Origin of the sequence: Corynebacterium sp. HMSC074C05 (assembly GCF_001838325.1) — a bacterium.
GTDB lineage: Bacteria > Actinomycetota > Actinomycetes > Mycobacteriales > Mycobacteriaceae > Corynebacterium > Corynebacterium amycolatum.
Window position 1 is genome coordinate 137,515 of record NZ_KV836280.1, and the last position, 19,648, is coordinate 157,162.

General features: G+C 59.3%; 16 protein-coding genes. 9 read left to right on the forward strand and 7 right to left on the reverse strand.

The annotated features are described in order from the left end of the window. Nucleotides 1-186: 186 nt before the first annotated feature. A complete protein-coding gene (locus HMPREF3042_RS01430) occupies nt 187-1,215 on the reverse strand; it encodes a molecular chaperone DnaJ (RefSeq protein ID WP_070855860.1) in 1,029 nt (342 codons plus the stop codon). A gap of 395 nt (nt 1,216-1,610) precedes the next feature. Here HMPREF3042_RS01430 and HMPREF3042_RS01435 point away from each other — a divergent pair, with 395 nt between their 5' ends. After that, nucleotides 1,611-2,921 (forward strand): MFS transporter, encoded by a 1,311-nt coding sequence (locus HMPREF3042_RS01435; RefSeq protein ID WP_070855861.1) that lies wholly within the window; start codon nt 1,611-1,613, stop codon nt 2,919-2,921. Nucleotides 2,922-2,964: 43 nt separating this feature from the next. After that, nucleotides 2,965-3,921 (forward strand): exodeoxyribonuclease III, encoded by a 957-nt coding sequence (locus HMPREF3042_RS01440; RefSeq protein ID WP_070855862.1) that lies wholly within the window; start codon nt 2,965-2,967, stop codon nt 3,919-3,921. 25 nt (nt 3,922-3,946) lie between these two features. Here the strand turns inward: HMPREF3042_RS01440 and HMPREF3042_RS01445 are convergent, their stop codons facing one another. Continuing rightward, entirely contained in the window at nt 3,947-6,634 is a 2,688-nt protein-coding gene (locus tag HMPREF3042_RS01445) for a DUF6541 family protein (RefSeq protein ID WP_070855863.1), read from the reverse strand. Between the two features lie 190 nt (nt 6,635-6,824). Between HMPREF3042_RS01445 and HMPREF3042_RS01450 the strand changes: the two genes are divergently transcribed. The 3 genes from HMPREF3042_RS01450 (at nt 6,825) to HMPREF3042_RS01460 (ending at nt 9,543) form a co-directional block, all read left to right on the forward strand. Next, nucleotides 6,825-7,256: a cytochrome c-type biogenesis protein CcmH gene (locus tag HMPREF3042_RS01450; protein ID WP_141764772.1), complete on the forward strand. Its 432-nt coding sequence runs from the start codon at nt 6,825-6,827 to the stop codon at nt 7,254-7,256. Between the two features lie 143 nt (nt 7,257-7,399). Then, entirely contained in the window at nt 7,400-8,455 is a 1,056-nt protein-coding gene (trpS, locus tag HMPREF3042_RS01455) for a tryptophan--tRNA ligase (protein ID WP_049171954.1), read from the forward strand. 62 nt (nt 8,456-8,517) lie between these two features. Then, a complete protein-coding gene (locus HMPREF3042_RS01460; protein ID WP_070855864.1) occupies nt 8,518-9,543 on the forward strand; it encodes a YhjD/YihY/BrkB family envelope integrity protein in 1,026 nt (341 codons plus the stop codon). Here the strand turns inward: HMPREF3042_RS01460 and HMPREF3042_RS01465 are convergent, their stop codons facing one another. Further along, the gene (locus HMPREF3042_RS01465; protein WP_210403422.1) at nt 9,544-10,794 is read right to left on the reverse strand and encodes a D-alanyl-D-alanine carboxypeptidase family protein; all 1,251 of its coding nucleotides are present in this window, start codon (nt 10,792-10,794) and stop codon (nt 9,544-9,546) included. Nucleotides 10,795-10,949: 155 nt separating this feature from the next. On the opposite strand from HMPREF3042_RS01465, the gene HMPREF3042_RS01470 reads away from it, so the two are divergent. Continuing rightward, nucleotides 10,950-12,179, forward strand: coding sequence for an adenosine deaminase (locus HMPREF3042_RS01470; protein ID WP_070855866.1), 1,230 nt, complete (start codon nt 10,950-10,952; stop codon nt 12,177-12,179). Between the two features lie 30 nt (nt 12,180-12,209). On the opposite strand, the gene HMPREF3042_RS01475 is transcribed toward HMPREF3042_RS01470, so the two are convergent. From HMPREF3042_RS01475 to HMPREF3042_RS01485, 3 genes are all read right to left on the reverse strand, one after another. Then, nucleotides 12,210-13,451, reverse strand: a complete 1,242-nt coding sequence (locus HMPREF3042_RS01475) for a hypothetical protein (protein WP_070855867.1) — start codon at nt 13,449-13,451, stop codon at nt 12,210-12,212. Nucleotides 13,452-13,583: 132 nt separating this feature from the next. Further along, complete coding sequence (locus tag HMPREF3042_RS01480) at nt 13,584-14,627, reverse strand: C40 family peptidase (protein WP_070855868.1); 1,044 nt, start codon at nt 14,625-14,627, stop codon at nt 13,584-13,586. Then, on the reverse strand, nt 14,627-14,947 hold the full coding sequence (locus HMPREF3042_RS01485) for a hypothetical protein (protein WP_070855869.1): 321 nt from the start codon (nt 14,945-14,947) through the stop codon (nt 14,627-14,629). Before HMPREF3042_RS01485 ends, HMPREF3042_RS01480 begins: the two co-directional genes overlap by 1 nt. Before the next feature lie 347 nt (nt 14,948-15,294). On the opposite strand from HMPREF3042_RS01485, the gene upp reads away from it, so the two are divergent. After that, nucleotides 15,295-15,930, forward strand: coding sequence for a uracil phosphoribosyltransferase (gene upp, locus HMPREF3042_RS01490; RefSeq protein WP_049171962.1), 636 nt, complete (start codon nt 15,295-15,297; stop codon nt 15,928-15,930). Nucleotides 15,931-15,939: 9 nt separating this feature from the next. Here upp and HMPREF3042_RS10745 read toward each other — a convergent pair whose 3' ends face one another. Continuing rightward, on the reverse strand, nt 15,940-16,623 hold the full coding sequence (locus HMPREF3042_RS10745; protein WP_141764773.1) for a hypothetical protein: 684 nt from the start codon (nt 16,621-16,623) through the stop codon (nt 15,940-15,942). Nucleotides 16,624-16,819: 196 nt separating this feature from the next. Here HMPREF3042_RS10745 and HMPREF3042_RS01505 point away from each other — a divergent pair, with 196 nt between their 5' ends. Beyond that, nucleotides 16,820-18,046 (forward strand): M20 family metallopeptidase, encoded by a 1,227-nt coding sequence (locus tag HMPREF3042_RS01505; protein WP_070439059.1) that lies wholly within the window; start codon nt 16,820-16,822, stop codon nt 18,044-18,046. Between the two features lie 75 nt (nt 18,047-18,121). Continuing rightward, on the forward strand, nt 18,122-19,531 hold the full coding sequence (locus HMPREF3042_RS01510) for an NAD(P)H-quinone dehydrogenase (protein ID WP_038627803.1): 1,410 nt from the start codon (nt 18,122-18,124) through the stop codon (nt 19,529-19,531). Nucleotides 19,532-19,648: the final 117 nt, after the last annotated feature.

Genomic DNA, 19,648 nt, shown 5'->3' on the forward strand with positions numbered 1-19,648 from the left:
CAGTGATAGTGATATGAATAACGCAATTATGTGAGGTAAGTCACGAAAACTTCAATTATTTGTCGCTTATTCGCCGCTTTCCATTCCATTTTTCGCTTTACGACGGTCCCTGCGCCCAGGCACCTCAAATACAAAAAACCGCGCTGGGTGTCGTGCACACCGGCGCGGTTGTTCAGGGCAGCTTAGTTAGTTCTGCGTATTGTTCGGAGGATTGTTCTGGCCGAACTGGTAGCCCTGAATGTTCTGAGACTGGAGGTGCTGCGGAGCATATCCCTGCCCTGGGGCTGACTGGGTAGTCCTGACCAGTTTCTGGCCGCGGAACCATGCGCGCATGTCCTTGAGGAACATAAGAACGCAAGCGGCGATCAGCATGGCACCTGCGAGGAAGAGGACTACATCCACCCAGGAGCTCAAGAACAGGAGGGGGATGATGGTCATAGCCAACGCCAGCGGTGCCACGGTGACGCAGAAAAAGATTGGTGCCGTTGAGTCTTCGCCGCGGAGGAAGGAATGAATCCAGTATGCGGTCAACGTGACAAGCATCATTCCCAGCAGTAAAAGGATTGGAACGAGAACGAGGGCGGCTGCAGCGCCCATCATGTAACCAATGCCCTCCCAAGAATCGCCCAACGATGACTCTAGGCTGCCGAGATTGCTGGCGCCCTGGATGCTGAGCTTGATTGCGTACAGAACTGTGATGATGCCAATCAAGGTTGAAAAACCGACCAGGCCGGTAGTGATTCGGGGAATGAGCGGCATGCGCTGCCACATGTTCTGCAGTGTGGCGTTTGCCGGCAGTGGCGGTACATCCGTGGTCACCGTGGTGGTTACCGTCGCAGGTCCGTTTTGAGTTGGGGCGGACCACTGTGCTTGTTGATTCTGCTGTGCCGATGATGGCTGCGACTGGGCTTGCTGGGCTTGTGTCTGGAACGAGGATTCCTGCGCAGTGGGTACCGGGCGATGTGCCAGCCCGCGCAGCGTCGCAATGGTGATGGTGGCGTTCTCATCGGCCAGCAAAGCGTCGTATTCGCGACGACGTCCCTCATCGCCAAGCACTTGCAGCGCAGTGAGCTTCTCCTGGAACTCGCCGGAGTACTCCGAGACGCCAGCATCCCGCAGTTCAGAGAGCTGACTAGAAAGGTTTGCATGGAGCTCTTCGGTGCTGGCTGCGCTATCCAGCTTCAGAGACTCGTAGAGGTTATAGCGGTCGCCCATAGCGGCTCAAGATCCTATCGGTATTGCAGTTCGAAATATCTTTTACAACAATTTACTCGGTAGCTAGTACGGCAGCATCGAAGACCCGGAGCGCTCGATGGTAGGAAGTCCGTGGCGCTCGGAGGGAATTGGTAGTCCTCGGCAAACAATGCCGATTGCAAAATGTATTAGAAGAACTTGAGTGAGTGACTACCACCAATGGCTGTAGATGTTATTCCGCGCACAAATACCCGGGGAACAGACCGATTGAATAGCGAAATTTTTGTGTTGCGGAGTAGAGTCTCATTTTTCCCTCTCGGCTCCCCTCGCGGTTCTGCGAGCCCGCCTTGGGTTGAAAATCGAGGGGAACTGAGAGCCCACCAACTGGCGTAAGAAGAGAAAAGGAGACGGTCGCAATGACGTCGTCAAGCGAAGTAACAACCCACAGCGACGACCACAAACCGCGTGCACGTCGTGCGGGAGCGTTTAGCTCGCATCGCCGTCCTGTTCCGGTGCAGGACGACATCTCTGATCTACGCCGAATCTTGGTGATTGTGGCTCTGTCGGTCGGTGCATTCGGCATCGGAGTTACCGAATTTGTGGCCATGGGCCTGCTGCCGTACATCGCTGACGCGTTCGGACGCGATGAGGACGCCGCGGGGCGCATGATTTCGATGTACGCCCTCGGTGTTGTCGTGGGCGCACCGCTGATTACCGTGCTGACCGGCTCGATTCCGCGCAGGCGCATGCTACTGCTGCTGATGGCGGCATTTACCATCGGCAATGGTGCCACGGTATGGGCAGGCACACTGGGGTCTTTCGAAGCTGTCATGGTCTCCCGCTTCATTGCCGGTTTGCCGCACGGTGCGTATTTCTCGGTGGCTGCTCTGGTGGCGGCCTCCCTGGCTAAGCCAGGGCAGCGTGGAAAGATGGTGGCCCTGTCTGGCGTGGGGCTGTCGGTGGCGACTGTGATTGGTGTGCCGGCCGCGCAGGTGCTGGGGCAGATGTACGGTTGGCGCAGCGCCTTCGCGTTTGTAGCGGTCATCGGCCTGATTGCACTTGTTTCGCTGTGGTTCGCTGTGCCGCATATGAACCGTATGCCGAAGACGCGTCCGATGGATGAGCTCTCCGCCCTGGTGACACCGCAGGTGCTGCTGACCGTCGCAATTGGCACCGTTGGTTTCGGCGGAATGTTCGCGGTCTACACCTATATCACTTGGACCATGACTCGCGAAGCGGGCATGAGCGAAAACCACATCTGGATTGTGCTGATGGCCTACGGCATCGGCATGGTAGTCGGTACCTACATTGGCGGATGGCTCTCCGACCGCATCGGGGAGTGGGGCATCATGGTTGCGCTGGTGCTGATGGTAATCATGCTCAGCGCCTTCTACTTCACCTCGCAGAATGCTGTGCTGGGCACGATCAACTTCCTCCTTATCGGTCTGCTGGGATCGGTATTGGTACCGAATCTGCAGACCCGTCTGATGGATGTCGCAGGTCGCGCACAGACGCTGGCAGCAGCTCTCAACCAGGCCGCATTGAACATGGCCAACGCATTCGGAGCCGCGCTCGGTGGTTGGGTCATCGCTTCCGGTTATGGCTACCGCGCACCGGCTTTGGGCGGCGCAACGTTGGCGATGCTGGCTATCTTCATCGCTCTGCCGACCATTGTTCTGTACCGCCGCTCACAGGCGAAGAAGTCCGAGCGCATCGAACTGCGCTAGGGGTCTACAAGGCGTAGCGCACGCATAGGTAACGTATGAGGGCATGAGCCTTACAATCGCGACAATCAATGTCAACGGCATTCGCGCCGCCGTCAAGGAGCGCAGCGAAACCAACCTGGGACTGTTGGAGTGGCTGAAGCACACCAGTTCCGATGTCGTTTTGCTGCAGGAAGTCCGCGCCACCGACGACCAGGCACGCAAGGCCCTCGCGCCCGCTTTCGATGCCGGATGGCATTGGGTCGGCGCTGAAAACCTGGGGGCCAAGGGGCGCGCCGGGGTGGGCATTCTCTCGCGCTTTCCGCTTAACGACGTCCAGGTGGGCATCGGCTCGGAGGAGTTCGAAGAATCCGGGCGGTTTATCAGTGGGGTTGCCCCGGCAGCGGATACCGGCCTGGATGCGGATGTCCAGATTGCCAGCCTCTACCTGCCGTCCGGTGCCGCGCTTAGTGAGAAGCAGGATGAGAAGTACCGCTTCCTCGATGCCTTCTCTGATTACCTGGCGGAACTGGGTGCCAAGGGGCGCGACGGTCACCACGCAGTTATCGGCGGCGACTGGAACATCTGCCACCGCGAACAGGATTTGAAGAACTGGAAGACCAACCGCCGTAAGAGCGGCTTCCTGCCACAGGAGCGCGCCTGGATGGACTCGATCTTCGGCTGCTGGCCCGATGAGGTTCCCCAGGATTCGCAGGTTCAGGCCAGCGACAAGGAGCTGGAATCCGGTGCCTTCTCCGATGGTTCCGTGTGGGAGGCCCCGGCGCCCAATGCAGATCCGGTGTGGTTTGATGTCACTCGCCGTCTTCACCCAGAGGCCGACGGCCCTTGGTCCTGGTGGACCTACCGCGGTAAGGCGTTCGATACAGATGCCGGCTGGCGCATCGACTACCAGGCGGCAACCGAACCAATGCTCAAGCGTGCCGTCAGCTCGGTGGTGGATAAGCCTGCCGCCTACGATCTTCGCTGGACGGACCACGCGCCGGTGATCGTGGAGTACGCCTAAACTCGGCACGCACCTAGGCCGCGGACTAGTATGCTCCGACTCCAGCGAACTCTTGGATCAACTCCGGCTCAGGAGCGGTTACGAGATGTCGGTTCTGCCGCAACATGGAGGCAATGCCGTAAACAATGGCGTCGGCCCATTTGTCCTGCATAGCGGGGTCGGCCAAATCGCGGGTGAGTTTTTCAGCGCCCACCGCTCCCAGCGATAGCGCCACTGTCGGGGCATGCGGCCGCGAACTCTGGTTCACCGCCACTGCCGGCGCCAGGCCGGTCCGGAACTCTGTCGGAACCCCGTTTGTGCTGTAACTGCTGTGCGGATTGAAACCTCGGAACACCATTCCGTCACGCACACCTGCCGCCAGCTGCCAGTCAGCAGGGTCATCGTCCTTTGGCTCGAGGGACTCCACCACAGCGGATACCGAAAAACCACGATCGCCGATGTTATCCCCAGAAAGGGTCTGGCCCTCTGATGAGCGACCGACGATTACGGTGGCTGCGCTCTCCGTGTCGTCGGCAAGCGAATGCGCGCCAACGATTGCGCCGCGCTGACGGAGCTTGTCGCTGGCGCGTTGCACGATGCTGTCGATGTGAGCGGAGGCGTCCTCACTCAAACGCAGTGCGCGAGGCAGGTCAGCGTTGATAGCGCCGATGGCCGCGCGACTGGAATCGACAGTGATGTGCGCGCCGGCGAGCGGATCGACAGCCTCGTCGGGGGAGGGGATAATCGGCTGGCGCGGAGGCATCCACAGCGGATTGGGGCGCGCCGGGCGGTGTGGGGAACTGTTGACAACAGCGTGCAACTCTTCAGGTGAAAACATCTTGTTGACCGCGAAAATCATCACCGAACTGTCGTGATACACAGGCGTGAGCCCCGGCGCGTGCCATGCCCAGGAACGCATCGACAGCGCCTCCGTGCCATCCGTGTTCACACCCGGCGGGGAACTAATGATGTAATGCACGCCCAGTTTTTTCGCCATGGCATCGAATTCCGGATGTGAGCCCAGCAAGTCAACGTTTGTCGGCAGCTTCTTGCTTGCCTCGGCAGTTTTGTCGGAGAAGGAGAAATGGCGGAACAGTGTCGGCAGCCCAGCGATAGCGTACATCCACGCAGAACCGTCACGACGGTCATTGAGGATATGCCCCTCAAATGCATGTGGCTGCTCGGACAGCCAATCAATAGCTTCCATGTCCGCAGCGGTCACAAACGTGCTTCCGAAACTTGCACGAATTGCATCGCGCTGAGCAGGCCCACTCACCCAGGTTGTAGGCACAATCGCCAGTGCCGCCACGAGCCCCATCGCCAGCGCAGGATTCCACGACTTGACCGGCTGATTTCGCTTTGCGACGATCCACTGCGCCGCAGCCGCAATCGCGACAGCGACAGCCGCGACTGCGTAGCCGACCAGCACTGCGCGCAGAATTCCCATAACCGCCTGCATGCGATACGGCATGTCGTAGAAGAAAGTGCCAATAAACTTCAGATAGGTGCCGAACGGCTCAGCCCAACGGGACTGCGCACTATCGGACACCACAAAGAGCAGCCCGAAAACCAGTGCCGGCCACGGCGCCCAAGGGCTGTCTGGCAGGCGAGAGACAAGCGCCACCACCAGGCCGATGAGCACAAGAACCAGAACGGTCCGGGAAAAGATGGGCTCGTCAGCATATCGGGAGAATCCGATAAGCGTCCGCCACAGCGATTCGGAGCGGGAAATCTCAATTTGGCCGGTAAAGCCCGCAACGGATTCGCCTTGCCCCCTCGCGGACAATGCCGCCGGGAGAGTCATCACCAGCGTGAGCGCCCCGATGATGAGTGTGCGCACTAAGCCGCTGACACTCGGCTGGGTGATCAACCACAAGCCAACAAAGAGCACGGCAGCAATTGCGCCGGCCGGGTGGGTGATAAACGTGCCGACCAGGGCAAGCGTAGCGGGGACGATATAGCCCCGCATGGTCAAAGCCGCAGCAATCGGCAAAGCGGCTACCGCGAGCAGATACGGCATGGAGGATGTGCGCCAAAGAGCCACCCAAATCTCCGGAAGCATCAGCGTCGCGACGGCAGCTGCGGGACCGGCATAGGCCGCCCACTTAGGACCAACTGCGGTGCGGGCTAGCACCGCAGTTGCTGCGGGCAGAAGCAGCGCCGGCGCCAAGAACGCAAACACGTTGGAATCGAGGAAGACCGAGCCGGGCAGCAGCCCCGCCACAGCATGCCAGCCGGTGGGGTAAAACATTTCGGCTCCGGTCTCCTGATTCATCAGGTCACCGGCCGCGGTGGGCGAGGCTATTGCGTGTTCGTCAATGAACCGGAGGAAGTTGGTATGCCAGAGCATGTCCCAAGCTTCGCGGATAGCGCCGGAGCCGCCGGGGACGTCGTTAAGCACGAGCATGGCGCGCATCGAGCCGACTACCGTGACCCCGGCGACAATCATCGCGGTGACAGCACCGGAATCGAAGCCGTCTTCTGGCGTTGCGCGGGGGATGAATCTGCGCACCAGATAGCCAATGGCACAGAACCATGCCCACATGCCGACCACGAATAGCCAGGTGTAATCCAGCCCGAGCGCGTGGGACAACCATGCGGAAAAACCAGCCACGCCCAGCATTAATGGACCGGCAGATGCCAACGCGAGCGTGGGGCGTAGCCCACTGACCCAACCGAGAACTGCGCCTGGGACCAGCAAGATGAAGACAGCAACCGCAATGGCAGCGAGCATGGGACTCCTGACGGATAAGAGCATTGAATTAGTCCAATAATACCTGTGGGTTAGTTCGGCACTTGGGACGTGAGCGCCTAAGATTTGAAGAAGGACTGATGGGACTTCAGCTGCTGTAAAGCCCAAGCGCGAATTTGCGCGAGACTTGAAGCGAGCTCGGTGCGGACCCGGAAAGGAGAGGACATTCACAGTGAAAAACGGCGAGAGAGATAACAAGCGGCACCAGATGGCCGATTTGGAAGCCATCGCACGGAGCCTGCAGAACGATCCTGGTACTGCTGTCAATGTCCCGGTGGTTGTGACTTCCGGTGTCATCGTTGCGTTTATCGTGCTGTCTTTTGCCTACGCGTGGCCACTGTGGATTTCCCTCGGACTCATTGTTCTGCTGGGAGTCGTGATGGTCGTGTCCTACACCCGCAGGCCTCCCGTAGCGCCGCTGGAGTTGACCCAGGGGGAGCGCGAGCGCGTTCGACGTGTTCTCTCTGAACACGGCATCCGCCCGGCTGTCACGCTGGTGCGCGCACTGTACCCCGAGGAATCGCCAGCCGCTGCAGCGCGCACCGTTAAATTGCTATCCGATCGAATGGTTGTGGAGCAAGGGTACAAGGGCCGTCAGGACTAGTTTTTGGTAGTCGCTTTCCCGGTAGTCGACGTCGATTTAAAGACCGGATGTTAAGGATTGTCGTTCCTGTAACGCCTGCGATGTCGTCGAAATGGGTACGTCGCCGACTCTCCACTATGAAGCTCGCGCTAGACTTATTGGCTATGAGTGAAAGCAAGGGGCCTGAAGCAACTAATCCTGCACCGAGTGCTCGTAAGCAGCGCGTTCTGTCCGGCATTCAGCCGACCGCAGATTCCTACCACCTGGGCAACTACCTGGGAGCATTGAAGAACTGGATTAATCTGCAGGATGACTTCGACGCTTACTACTTCATTCCAGACCTGCACGCCATCACTGTCGAGCAGAATCCGAAGGAGCTGCGTCAGCGCACTATCGCAGGTGCCGCACAGCTGATTGCACTTGGTATTGATCCGGAGAAGTCGGTGCTGTTCGTGCAGTCGCATGTGCCCGAGCACGCGGAGCTCGGATGGGTGCTGACCTGCTTGACTGGTTTTGGTGAAGCCAGCCGTATGACGCAGTTTAAGGACAAGTCCTCTCGTCAGGGCGCGGAACACACCTCCGCTGGCTTGTTTGCGTACCCGATGCTGATGGCCGCCGACATTCTGCTCTACCGCCCACAGCTGGTGCCGGTGGGCGAGGACCAACGCCAGCACCTTGAGCTGACGCGTAACCTGGCGCAGCGCTTCAACTCCCGCTACAAGAAAACCTTCGTGGTGCCGGATCCGCACATCATGGAAGGCTCCGCCAAGATTTATGACTTGCAGGATCCGACCTCAAAGATGAGCAAGTCGGGTGCAAACCCGAAGGGCATTATTAATCTGTTGGACGACCCAAAGGTCTCTGCCAAGCGCATTCGCTCGGCCGTTACCGACAACGATGGCGAAATTCGTTTCGACCGTGAGAACAAGCCGGGCGTATCCAACCTGCTGGTCATTCAGTCGGCGTTGACCGACAAGCCTGTCGACGAGCTCGTTGCCGGCTACGAAGGCGCAGGCTACGGCCAGCTGAAGGCTGATACCGCAGATGCGCTGGAGGCATTCACCACGCCACTGCGTGCTCGCTATGAGGAGCTCATGGCTGATCGCGGTGAGTTGGAACGAATCCTGGCCGAAGGCGCTGACCGCGCCCGTGAAGTTGCCGCCAAGACACTTGCAGATGTGTACGAGCGCGTCGGGTTCCTGAAGGCTGCCAACCGTTAATTCAGCTGTAGACTCTGCGCTTCAGTCTCCGTACCGAAAGCTGGCACGTTAAGGTAGAGGACATGGCAACCTCTACTCAAAAAGATCCGAAGAGAACGGACCGCTATGGCATCGAGCGTGTACACGCCGATGAACCGGGCGCAATCGACCGCCTCCGCGAAAAGTGGGCGTGGTTCGATCACGTTATGCGGATGCAGGAGCGCTACTCCGAGCAGGGTGGCAACTTTTTTGCCGCCGCTGTCACGTACTTCTCCGTGCTGTCGATTTTCCCCCTTATCATGACGGCATTTGCCATCCTCGCGCTTGTGTTGCGTGGCAATGAGCAGCTGCTTGAGCAAATCCAGTCCGCTATCACCGACTCCATCGATGGGTCAATGGGCGACACCATCAACGCAATTATTGAAGGCGCGATCGATCAGGCCGGTGGCGTTTTCACCGTCGGTTTCATTGCCACCCTGTGGTCGGGTCTTAGTTGGATGAGCAACCTCTCCAACGCAGTGACACAGCTGTGGAAGCGCCCGCTGGGCGCTAGCAACTTCGTGATGGGAAAGGTTCGCGACCTGCTGCGTCTGCTGGGCATGCTGGTTATGATCCTGCTGACCTTCGCTGTCACCGCGGCCGGCTCTTCCGGACTGACACAGTCCCTGCTGGACAAGATTGGTCTGGCCCATGTCCCGGGAATCACAATAATCGCAGGATTGATTGCCATCGCCATTGGTCTCGTCGCCAACTGGCTGCTGTTCTTCTGGATGCTCGCTTTCCTGCCACGCGGGGGCGCCCCGTTCCGCTCTGCGGCAAAGGGCGCGGTTATCGGTGCGATTGGCCTTGAGGTTGTCAAGCAGCTCGGTAGCGTTTTCTTCTCCAACGCCCTGTCGAACCCGGCCGGTGCAGTTTTCGGTCCGGTCATCGGTTTGATGGTCGTCTTCTACCTCATCTGGCGCATCACTATGTACGCCACTGCCTGGACCGCGACGACCGAAGAAGCGCTTGCCGACGAGGAGCTGGATGCGCCTGCTCCTGCTGTCATTAACGTCCGTGCGGAAGCGGCCAACCCGTCCGGATTGAACCGCCTGCTCGGTTCGAAATAATTAGCCGCGATCGCGTCTGCCGAAGCGGTAGGTGACCATCGCAATCAATGCGATGACACCTACGATGGCAGCGCTGACAGTAATTTTCAGCCCGGTTCCTGTTGACTCGTCGTCCAGGATATCGGGCAATTTTTCTACCAACGTATTCTCAGTCGCTTCCGCTTCGAGGACACCGACAGAGCTGTCCTGCGGGGCCGCGAAGCCGGCGTCGAGAAGCGATGCTGCCTGCTCCCAGGGGCGCGGTGAATCCTCCACAGTGACGTCGAGGATGATGACGCCGAGACGACGGCCGTCGCGCTCAGCCACCCCAGCGAAGGTGTGACGGGCATCGTCGGTAAAACCGGTTTTGCCTCCAAGCGCGCCGGGATAGTCCTGGGCAATCAGCTGATTGTCGTTGGCGATTTCGAAGTCATCGACCTCGAGAGCTTTGTCTCCGGGGATGGTGGCCAGGCGGGTGGCCGAGAGCTTGCGATAGGTCTCATTGTTGAATGCGTGCTGGAAGAACAGTGACATGTCGTATGCCGACGTCATCTGGCCCGGGGCATCGAGACCAGTCGGGTTGACCACTCGCGTATCCGTCGCCCCCAATTTCTTTGCCAGGGCGTTGACCTTTTCGGTGGTCTTATCCATGCCACCAAGTTCGCGGGCCAACGCGTGGCCGGTGTCGTTGCCTGAGTTGAGCAACAGGCCAGTCAGGAGCGTTTCTACCGAGTAGTTCACGTCCTCGACGATGCCGACACGAGAGCCCTCCATGTTCGCGTCCTCGAATGTCGCTTTAACCGAGGTGTCGAGTTTCAAATCCTCGAGCGCCTCCATCGCCAGCAACACCTTAATAATCGATGCCGGACGGTAGCGGCCGTGCGGGTCCTTCGCCGCAAGGACATCGCCGGATTTCAAATCGAACACCGTCCATGCAGAGGCGGAGAGGTCTTTCGGGACGTCAAACCCCTCACCGCTGACAATGCCGCAGGCGGACATTTTGCTACCTCCAGTCGGTTTTTGGGGAACCGGAAGTGGAGGGGGAGATGTTTCGCCGGGAGCCGGAACCTCCGAGGAGTCCACTGGTGCTGGTGGGAGGGTCTTGTAGGGGCAGCCCTCCGTGTCACGGATGTCAGGTGCGGGGCCGACAATCGGAGTGTCGTCGGTAAGCGAGGTGCTCTGCGCCATGGCTGCGGGGGCAGTGCTCGGCAGAAGCAAAGCGCTGGTGGCTAGCAGCGTAACGACAGACGAGTAGCGGCGAGAGGGAAACATGATGAAATAAGGGTAGTAAAACGCCACTCGGAATGACGTATTTCTCGTGTGTGGATGGGGGAAACGGGGGAGAGAAAGCCTTTGTGCAAAGCAGAAATACGATTCCGCGGCAGTGAAGTAGAAGCGGAGGGCGCAGTACCGATAGTCTAGCCATTATGACTAATTCTTTGCACAGTGATGCTCAGTCTCTGGACACACAGTCTTCGGCATCGAATCTCGATGAGATGCGCAAGGTTGTCGCCAGCCTGCCCAAGGTACTGCTTCACGATCACCTCGATGGCGGCCTGCGCCCGCAGACCGTTATCGACCTGGCCGCGGACTGCGGTTACACCGATCAGCTGCCCACCACCGACGCGGATGAACTGGAGAAGTGGTTCATTGACACCGGCAACTCTGGCTCGTTGCCGAGCTACCTGACTGCCTTCGCGCACACCTGCGCCGTCATGCAGACCTCTGAGTCGCTGACGCGCGTGGCGCGTGAGGCCGTTGAGGATTTGGCTGCCGACAACGTTGTCTACGCTGAGCTGCGCCTCGCTCCGGAAAACCATCTGGAAAAGGGCCTGGATATGCAGGCTGTTATCGACGCTCTGGTCGAAGGCTTGGCGCAGGGTGAAGCCCATGCTGCCGCTGAGGGAAAGCACATCACCGCACGTCTGTTGGTCTGTGCGATGCGCCAGAATAACAATTCCAAGGAAGTCGCACAGCTGGTCATCGACAACTACGGGAAGAACTCCGACGGGTACGTTGTCGGTTTTGACATCGCTGGACCGGAAAACGGCTTCCCGCCGGCTAACCACGCCGAAGCATTCACTATGCTGCGGGAGAACCTCATTCCGGTCACCATTCACGCAGGTGAAGACGCCGGTGTGGATTCGTTGCAGGACGCTGTCGTGCAAGGTGCTCGCCGCCTGGGTCACGGTGTGCGCATCTACGAGGACTTCGGTGCTTCCCTCGAGGGCATCGAATGTCAGGAGGTTGCCTCCGCTATTCGTGACCGCCAGATTCCGCTGGAAATCTGCCCGACCTCCAACGTTCAGACGGGTGTCTGTGACAGCGTTGCGGATCACCCGTTCTCGCTTCTCGACGATATGAGTTTCGCCTGCACCGTCAACACGGATAACCGCCTGATTGGTGCGACTTCCATGACCAGGGAGTGCATGGAGCTGGTGGAGAACTTCGGCTACGGCTACAGCGAGCTGTTCGAACTGACCTCGAATGCGCTAAACAATGCATTCGTGGATCTGCCGACCCGCGAACACATCATGGACACCATTATTTACCCCGCTTACCTGCAGCTGATCGACAACAGCGACGAGGACATCGAAACTGATGTCAACGGTGCGGGTTTCGGTGCCGAAGATGAGCTGAACCTGACGCTGGACTAGCCAGCGCCGGCCAGCTTTGCTGGGTGGGAGCTAAATCTTGGTCGTAAACCGAGCGGCCAAGTCCTTCTCCAACTGCCTCCAGCCCTTGGCCTCATCGTCGTAAGGCGGAACTGGCTCGGACAGCTCTCCGGTGTCCAGCAGGAAGTTCAGCAGCCACTGCAGCTGCTGATTGCCCGCCAGTACCTCGTTCACGGCATCATCACCAGCCCAGTCAGCGGCGTCTGCGAGTAGCTCGTACGCGCGGGCGAGCTGGGCGGTGTCCACGGCGTTCGGGCCCTTTTCAATATCCTCGGCCAGACCGGTAAACGAGTACTCATTGTCCTCGTGCACCACGGCCTCTAGCTCACCTGCGTTGGCTGCAGTGATGATTTCATCCCACGTCATCAGCGCCGACATGTCGTGATGCTTGTTCTCCAGCAGCCAACGCACCATCGTGCGTGGCTGCGAGAACGTGTGAATCTCACCGGCGCTGCCCAGGAATAGCGGGCGACGCCCCATGTAACAACGCAAGGTGTAGAGCGTGCGGCCAGCGATGGAGATCTTGATCGGGTCGATGCCAGCGTTGGCCCACACCGTCTGATCGTACGGATCGCCGACGGTCTCCTCTGCGGACTTCTTTTCCTCTTCGCGCTTCTTCTCCGCGGCTTCACGGCGCTCACGCTCCGCGGCCTCTGCTTCCTTTAGTGCGGCTGCAGCAGTGGTTTCAGACTCTTCATCGATGTTCGGAGTATTTGCGCCGATGGCGTCGATAGCGTCAATGCAATTGTCCCAGTTGGTCAAGATGACATTGCCGATAGCCGACCACTGAGCGGCGCCATTGCCCTGGAAGTGATCAGCACCATTTTGCGTGGCAGCCAGGACAGAGTGAGAGGCGAACATCTGGTTGATCGGATTGAGATCCGCAATCGCACCAATCGAGCGAGTGATGGCAAGAATGCGGTCTGCGCGCGAAACATGGTCGTAGTCGGCCCGGCCGGCCAAAATTTCTGGCAGCCCAATCAGGTCATAGCGGTGGCGTGGCGCCGCGATGGCCGCTCCCGGTAGCTGCTGGTTGAAGTTGCGCCAGCTGGGGTGCTGCGTGAAGTCGTGAGGAGCATCCGACTGAAGGAAAGCCAGGAGCTTTGCCGCAGATGAGAACAAATAGATGTCATCGCCGCGGCCGAGCAGAGCCTGCCACTCGGAGCCACCTTCACGCCAGCTTGGAGCCCACAACGTGTAAAAGGTGCCCGAGGTCAGCTCGAGTTCGATAGGAACGATGCCTTTCCTGGCCATAGTTTTCGTCGCAGCCCTTCTGCTTGTCGGTGATTATTAGAACTCAAAAATTGTCATACCTGCAGCGCCCCCACGGGTGGCAAGTTTGCGTAGTCCTATCTTAGAAGTTTTACGACGCAGATACCCACCGCACTATCCGGTCGGGCGGTAGAACCCCTTAAACGGCATGCCGATGTTGGTTGTACGCACGGGGTTTACCTGTACCGGATCGCCCGCTTCGACCATCTTTCCGTCGCCGATAACCATGGCGACATGGCCGTCCCACACTGCAAGATCGCCAGGCAGCAGTTCATCCTGGCTCACCTGTCGGCCGACGGCCTGTGCTTCTGCCGTGCGGGGAATATCAACACCAGCTTGCCCGTAGGCCCAGTGCGTCAAGCCTGAGCAATCGAGCGCCTGCCCCGGAGTATTTCCGCCCCAACCATAGGGCGTTCCGACGGCACTGAGTGCAGCCTTCACCGCGGCTTGGGCTTCTGGTGTCGGCGCGCTAGCCCCCGCATCCGCAGGCACCGGCGCGCCGCCCGAATCGGACGACGCCTCCGAACCATCTGCAGCGTCGGTAGCGCTGGCCAATCCTGGGGTGTTCGTAGACGTAGAAGCGAGGGCGGCTTGAGTGGTTGCTGGGGCCTCCAACTGCGTCGGACGGGGTGGGGCAGGGGTGTCCACCGCGGTGCTTGCCTGCTGTATCAGCGACTGCACCAGAGGTCGCAGTTCTTGTTCTAGTTTCATGAGCCGTGCAATGGCCTGTGAGATCGCGGAACTGGCCGCTGAGACTAGGCTGGCACCGGTTGCGGCGAGACCTGCGGGCCCCGCAGCCGTCGCAGTCAGCGAGCCCATGGCGGAAGTAACAAAATCCATGGCAATCCGGGCCAAATCAGTGGCCGCTGACATTACTGCGGCTAGGCCCTTGGCAATGTCACTGTCAATGGTTCCGGCGCGAGCTTCCAAGTCGGCTGCTGCATTTGCAGCCCGTTTGAGGCTTGTTCCCGCGGCTCCTGCCCCGGAACCAGCACCATCGCCCCAGTTGCGGTCAACGGAATCTGCCACTGAGCGCCAGGCAGTACTCGCGGCGGGGATTGCGGCCCCAGCAAGTCCCGCCAGTGCGGGTGCGATGGCAGGACTTAGCTGTTGTGCAATCGCGCTGGGGACCTCCGTAAGCAGATTGGTGGGAAGCATCACGCACCGCCAATCCCGCGAGCTGCAACGGCTCCCATTTTCGGTGAGATGGACTGCAACGCATGTGCGCCTGCATCTTCAGCAGTGGACACCGCAGAGACAAGAGCGTTCAGTGCACGAGCAGCGCTGGTGCCGTACTCATTCAGCTCAGCCACATGCTCATGCTGGTGCTGTAGAGCAGTGGCTGCAGCGTGACAGAAGGGGCCGGCAAACGGGACGTCGCCAAGCGAGTGCAGTGCGCTGATGTCCAAGGCAGTGCCGCCGTCCTGCTGCGACAATGCGTCAAGGCGCGCGGCATTGGCAGAAATAAGCTCTGGCACCAGCGTAAAGACTGAGTCATTCCCGCTAGTGGCCGGAGAGAGAAATGATTGGCTGTGGGGACTGTGCGGTGATGGACGGGACAAGATTTACGGCCTCTCTAGGAAATTCGCGTGTGGTTAAACACTCAGTGCTGTGGCAGAACGGCTAGCGGGGTTCGGACGGCGGCTGAGTGGTAAGTGGATTTGGTAGTAAGCGGGCTTACACAAATGGGGCGTAGTAAAAAGCCCTCGTATTGTTAGGCGCGAAAAAGGCCGATTCGGTTCCATCTTTTTTGGGGAACGCGGTTTCAGAAACTTGCGATGCCGGCACCAGAGCGGCAAAAGCAAAGCAATGTATTTTGGAAGGCATGGAGATTACCGTTGTCAACCATCCCTTGGCACAGTCACGTTTGACCATTCTGCGCGACGCGCGCACTGATAACGCGGGCTTCCGTGCGGCGCTCGCCGATCTGGGCGCAATGCTGATTTACGAGGCAAGCCGGGAGCTGCCCGTCGATAACTTCGATGTTCAGACGCCAATCACCACCGCGCCGGGTTACCGTCTGCAGGATCCGCCGATTATTGTTCCCGTCATTCGTGCGGGGCTTGGCATGATTGATCCGTCGTTGTCGATGATTCCGGATGCGCAGGTGGGCTTTATTGGCCTGGCTCGTAATGAGGAAACCCATGAGCCGGTGCCATACCTCGAGGCGCTGCCGGAGGATCTGTCCGGGCGCACTGTCTTCCTGGTCGACCCAATGCTGGCAACCGGCGGTTCACTGCTGCATGCCCTGAAGCTGTTGGCGGATCGCGGAGCGGACAACATCACGGCCGTGTGCATCATTTCCGCACAGCAGGGTGTCGACGCCTTGAAGGAATCCGGTTTCCCGGTGCGTCTTGTCACCACTGTGGTGGACCCGGATCTTAACGAGGATGCCTACATCGTGCCGGGGCTGGGAGATGCGGGCGACCGCCTCTACGGTCCCCGCAACATTGATCTTTAAGCTGATCTTTTAGGCGGTGCCCCAGGCTTCTGCGGCGTACTTTTTGACGACCTCGTTGTCCTTGGTCACAAGAACTCCGGAGGGGGACATCTGGTACTTGTACGAGCCGTTTTGTGCAACAACGCGGTCGCCCTCATCGACGATGATGTCCATCGATCCGGAACCCTGTGGTGTATCCGAGCGGTAGTACTTCTCGCCGGAGCGTGTCTCACAAGCAGCAGCCTTAATTCCCTGTTCAGCGGCGACAACAGCAAAGGCGCGGTCGCCGCTGTCGCAGCGTGCGGAGCTGCCCACGAAGCCCAGGCCGTCCAAGTCGGAGCGCCCAGTGCCGAAGTCCTGTCCCTCCGGAGCTGATGTCGGCTCGGAGCTCGTCGTCGTGGATGATGAAGAAGTGGTGCTCGGCGTCGACGACGAGGAAGATGTCGAAGTGCTCGGCGTGCTTGACGACGTCTCGGAGGACTTCGATGTAGTTGTCGTCGTGGTGGTCGTCTTGCTCGTAGAAGTCGAACTCGTCGAGGACGGCGGTGTCGAACTGGGCGACGTCGGCTGCGAGGAGGAGGGGACCTCCGGACGCTGGGGCTCATCACTATTGTTCAGCGACAGGCCGATGGCGATGCCGATGACGACCACGAGTGCTGTGGCCACGATGATGATGGGGATGCTGAGAGACTTAGGTGTGCCATTGCCGGACATGCCTATTATCATCGCAGACTTCCTCAAAATGTGAAACATCTGATAATCGAAGAGGCTAAAGTTAAAGAAGTGGCTCCTGGTCATGTGTACGTCTGGCGCTGATATTCAAACGCTTGCCGGCCACTGCTGTCGCTGGCGCAGTCGTCGGTAGGCCTCTTGTTACGTCCTGCCGGTGGAGCGCTTACACTGGAGAGTTGTGATTGAGGAGTTTATTAAGCACTGGTGGGCCGAGCACGCGAACGAGATTCTTGAGTGGCGGCGGCATCTTCATGCGCACCCAGAGCTATCTCACATGGAGCACGCCACCACGGCTTTTGTGGAGGAGAAGCTGCGTGCTGCAGGGCTGAAACCAGTGCTATTTCCCAACACCGGCCTGATGGTCGACATTGGTGAAGATGAACTCGCCGGTAGCGAAGCCGGAGGTGAATTGCCGGGGCGTCTCGCTTTCCGCGGTGATATAGACGCGCTTCCAATTACAGAGACCACGGGGCTGGAGTTTGCCAGCACCAACGATGGCGTCATGCACGCCTGCGGGCATGATTTTCACACCACGATTACACTCGCGACGGCACTGGCTATGGCCGAGTACCACGAGAAGCACACGTTGCCTACTCCGCTGCGTTTCATTTTCCAACCAGCAGAGGAAGTCATGGTTGGCGGTGCGCCCGAAGTTATTGCCGCCGGTGCGCTCGATGGCGTTGAGCGTATTTTTGCCGTCCACTGTGAGCCGAAGTTACGTGTCGGTCACGTTGGCGTTCGAACAGGTGCCATCACCTCTGCAGCCGACACCCTGGAGATTCAGGTGCATGGTCCGGGCGGGCATACCTCCCGTCCGCAGATGACGGCCGATGTTGTCTATGCGCTGGGTAAATTGATTGTAGATTTGCCGGGCTTGCTGTCGCGACGCGTCGATCCTCGTACGGGCACCGTGCTGACGTTCGGCTCCGTTCACTCCGGGTACGCGCACAACGCGATTCCGTCGGAAGGCAGCGTCAGTGGCACCCTGCGCACTGCGGACATCAAGACCTGGCGCGACATCGATCCACTGGTGCGTGAACTGATTGAACAGGTCCTCGCTCCGACCGGCGCCGATTGCACCATCAACTACGAGCGTGGCGTGCCGCCTGTGCTTAACGACGAATACTGCACCGCCCTGATTGCGGAAGCGGTGCGACGAGTGGACGAGAATGCTGTCATTCAGGCCCCACAGTCGTCCGGCGGCGAGGACTTCGGTTGGTACCTCGAGCACGTCCCGGGTGCGATGGCTCGTCTGGGCTGCTGGTCCGGTCGTGGAGACAAGCACGATTTGCACCGAGATGATCTAATCGTGGACGAGCGTTGCCTGGGCGTTGGTGTGAAACTCTTCGCTGGCATTGTCGCGCGCTATGAGGATGGCGCGCCGTCAACCATGACTGTCCGTTAGACTATTGGGGCAAAGCGGGGAAAATGCCTCCCGCGGTAGTTACATTGTGATATCCACGGCAACTTTGGAGGATTTGTGGCACAGAGGATCGTAATCATTGGCGGCGGCCCAGCCGGCTACGAAGCAGCGCTGGTTGGCGCCAAGTACGGTGCTGAAGTCACTGTGGTTGAGGATGCCGGGATGGGCGGTTCTTCCGTCCTGTGGGATTGCGTTCCCTCTAAGGCCTTCATCGCGGCGACGGGCGTTCGTACTGATATGCGCCGTGCGGACGAGATGGGTCTTCGCCCGGACTTCTCCCAGCGTAAAATCGACTTCACTGCGGTCAACGAGCGCGTTAAGCGCCTGGCGCAGCAGCAGTCTGACGATGTTCGCGCACAGATGGAGCGCGAGGGCATCAAGATGCTGCAGGGCCGCGGTCGTCTCGATGACCACGACCCGGGCCGTGTAACTCACTACGTCACCGTCGACTTGCTCGAGGGCGGCGAGGTCACTCTTGAAGCCGACCTGGTGCTGGTCTGCACCGGTGCGTCCCCACGTATTCTGCCGGGTGCGATTCCTGATGGTGACCGTATTTTGACCTGGCGTCAGGTTTACGAACTGGAGGAGCTGCCGGAGCACCTCATTGTGGTCGGTTCTGGTGTTACCGGTGCTGAGTTCGTATCCTCGTTTACCGAGTTGGGTGTGAAGGTCACCATGGTCGCTTCGCGTGACCGCATCCTGCCGCACGAGGATGCTGACGCTGCAGATGCCCTGGAGGAGGTCCTGCTGGAGCGCGGTGTGGACGTTGTGAAGAACGCCCGCTGTGATCTTGTCGAACGCACTGAGGACGGCGGCGTTCGCGTCGTCACTTCCGACGGCCGTGAGGTCTTCGGCTCCCACGCGTTGATGACCGTCGGATCGATTCCGAACACTGCGGATATGGGTCTGGACGCAAGTGGTGTGAAAATGACCCCGTCTGGCCACATTCACGTTGACCGTGTTTCCCGCACCAACGTGCCGGGTATCTACGCTGCCGGTGACTGCACCGACTTGTTCCCGCTGGCTTCCGTTGCAGCTATGCAGGGTCGTATTGCGATGTACCACGCCCTCGGTGAAGGTGTTTCGCCAATTCGCCTGCGCACCGTTTCCTCGGCAGTGTTCACCCGCCCGGAGATTGCGACTGTTGGTGTCTCCCAGGCTCAGATTGAGTCCGGTGAGGTCTCCGCTCGTGTTGAGGTTTTCCCGCTGGCAGGTAACCCGCGTGCGAAGATGCGCTCGCTGCGCCACGGCTTCGTCAAGCTGTTCTGCCGTAAGAATTCCGGCATGATTATCGGTGGTGTGGTGGTCGCTCCGACCGCCTCGGAGCTGATTCTGCCAATTGCTGTGTGTGTCTCCAACCAGCTCACCGTCGATGACCTGGCAAGCTCCTTCTCTGTCTACCCGTCGCTGTCTGGCTCGATTACTGAGGCTGCTCGTCAGCTGATGGCACACGACGATCTGGACTAATGCTGGTATCGCGACTGGCAACATGACCGGCCGCACTCGTAATTAAAACAAGCCGAGCCCCGAAAGTGGGGCTCGGCTTTTTGGCTGTGCAATAAGAACGTACCGATGCGCTTATGC

Bases quoted from the DNA above. Each gene is read 5' to 3' on its own strand.
- HMPREF3042_RS01430 (WP_070855860.1), bottom strand. From the start codon at position 1,215: ATGGGCGACCGCTATAACCTCTACGAGTCTCTGAAGCTGGATAGCGCA.
- HMPREF3042_RS01435 (WP_070855861.1), top strand. From the start codon at position 1,611: ATGACGTCGTCAAGCGAAGTAACAACCCACAGCGACGACCACAAACCG.
- HMPREF3042_RS01440 (WP_070855862.1), top strand. From the start codon at position 2,965: ATGAGCCTTACAATCGCGACAATCAATGTCAACGGCATTCGCGCCGCC.
- HMPREF3042_RS01445 (WP_070855863.1), bottom strand. From the start codon at position 6,634: ATGCTCGCTGCCATTGCGGTTGCTGTCTTCATCTTGCTGGTCCCAGGC.
- trpS (WP_049171954.1), top strand. From the start codon at position 7,400: ATGAGTGAAAGCAAGGGGCCTGAAGCAACTAATCCTGCACCGAGTGCT.
- HMPREF3042_RS01460 (WP_070855864.1), top strand. From the start codon at position 8,518: ATGGCAACCTCTACTCAAAAAGATCCGAAGAGAACGGACCGCTATGGC.
- HMPREF3042_RS01465 (WP_210403422.1), bottom strand. From the start codon at position 10,794: ATGTTTCCCTCTCGCCGCTACTCGTCTGTCGTTACGCTGCTAGCCACC.
- HMPREF3042_RS01470 (WP_070855866.1), top strand. From the start codon at position 10,950: ATGACTAATTCTTTGCACAGTGATGCTCAGTCTCTGGACACACAGTCT.
- HMPREF3042_RS01475 (WP_070855867.1), bottom strand. From the start codon at position 13,451: ATGGCCAGGAAAGGCATCGTTCCTATCGAACTCGAGCTGACCTCGGGC.
- HMPREF3042_RS01480 (WP_070855868.1), bottom strand. From the start codon at position 14,627: ATGCTTCCCACCAATCTGCTTACGGAGGTCCCCAGCGCGATTGCACAA.
- upp (WP_049171962.1), top strand. From the start codon at position 15,295: ATGGAGATTACCGTTGTCAACCATCCCTTGGCACAGTCACGTTTGACC.
- HMPREF3042_RS10745 (WP_141764773.1), bottom strand. From the start codon at position 16,623: ATGTCCGGCAATGGCACACCTAAGTCTCTCAGCATCCCCATCATCATC.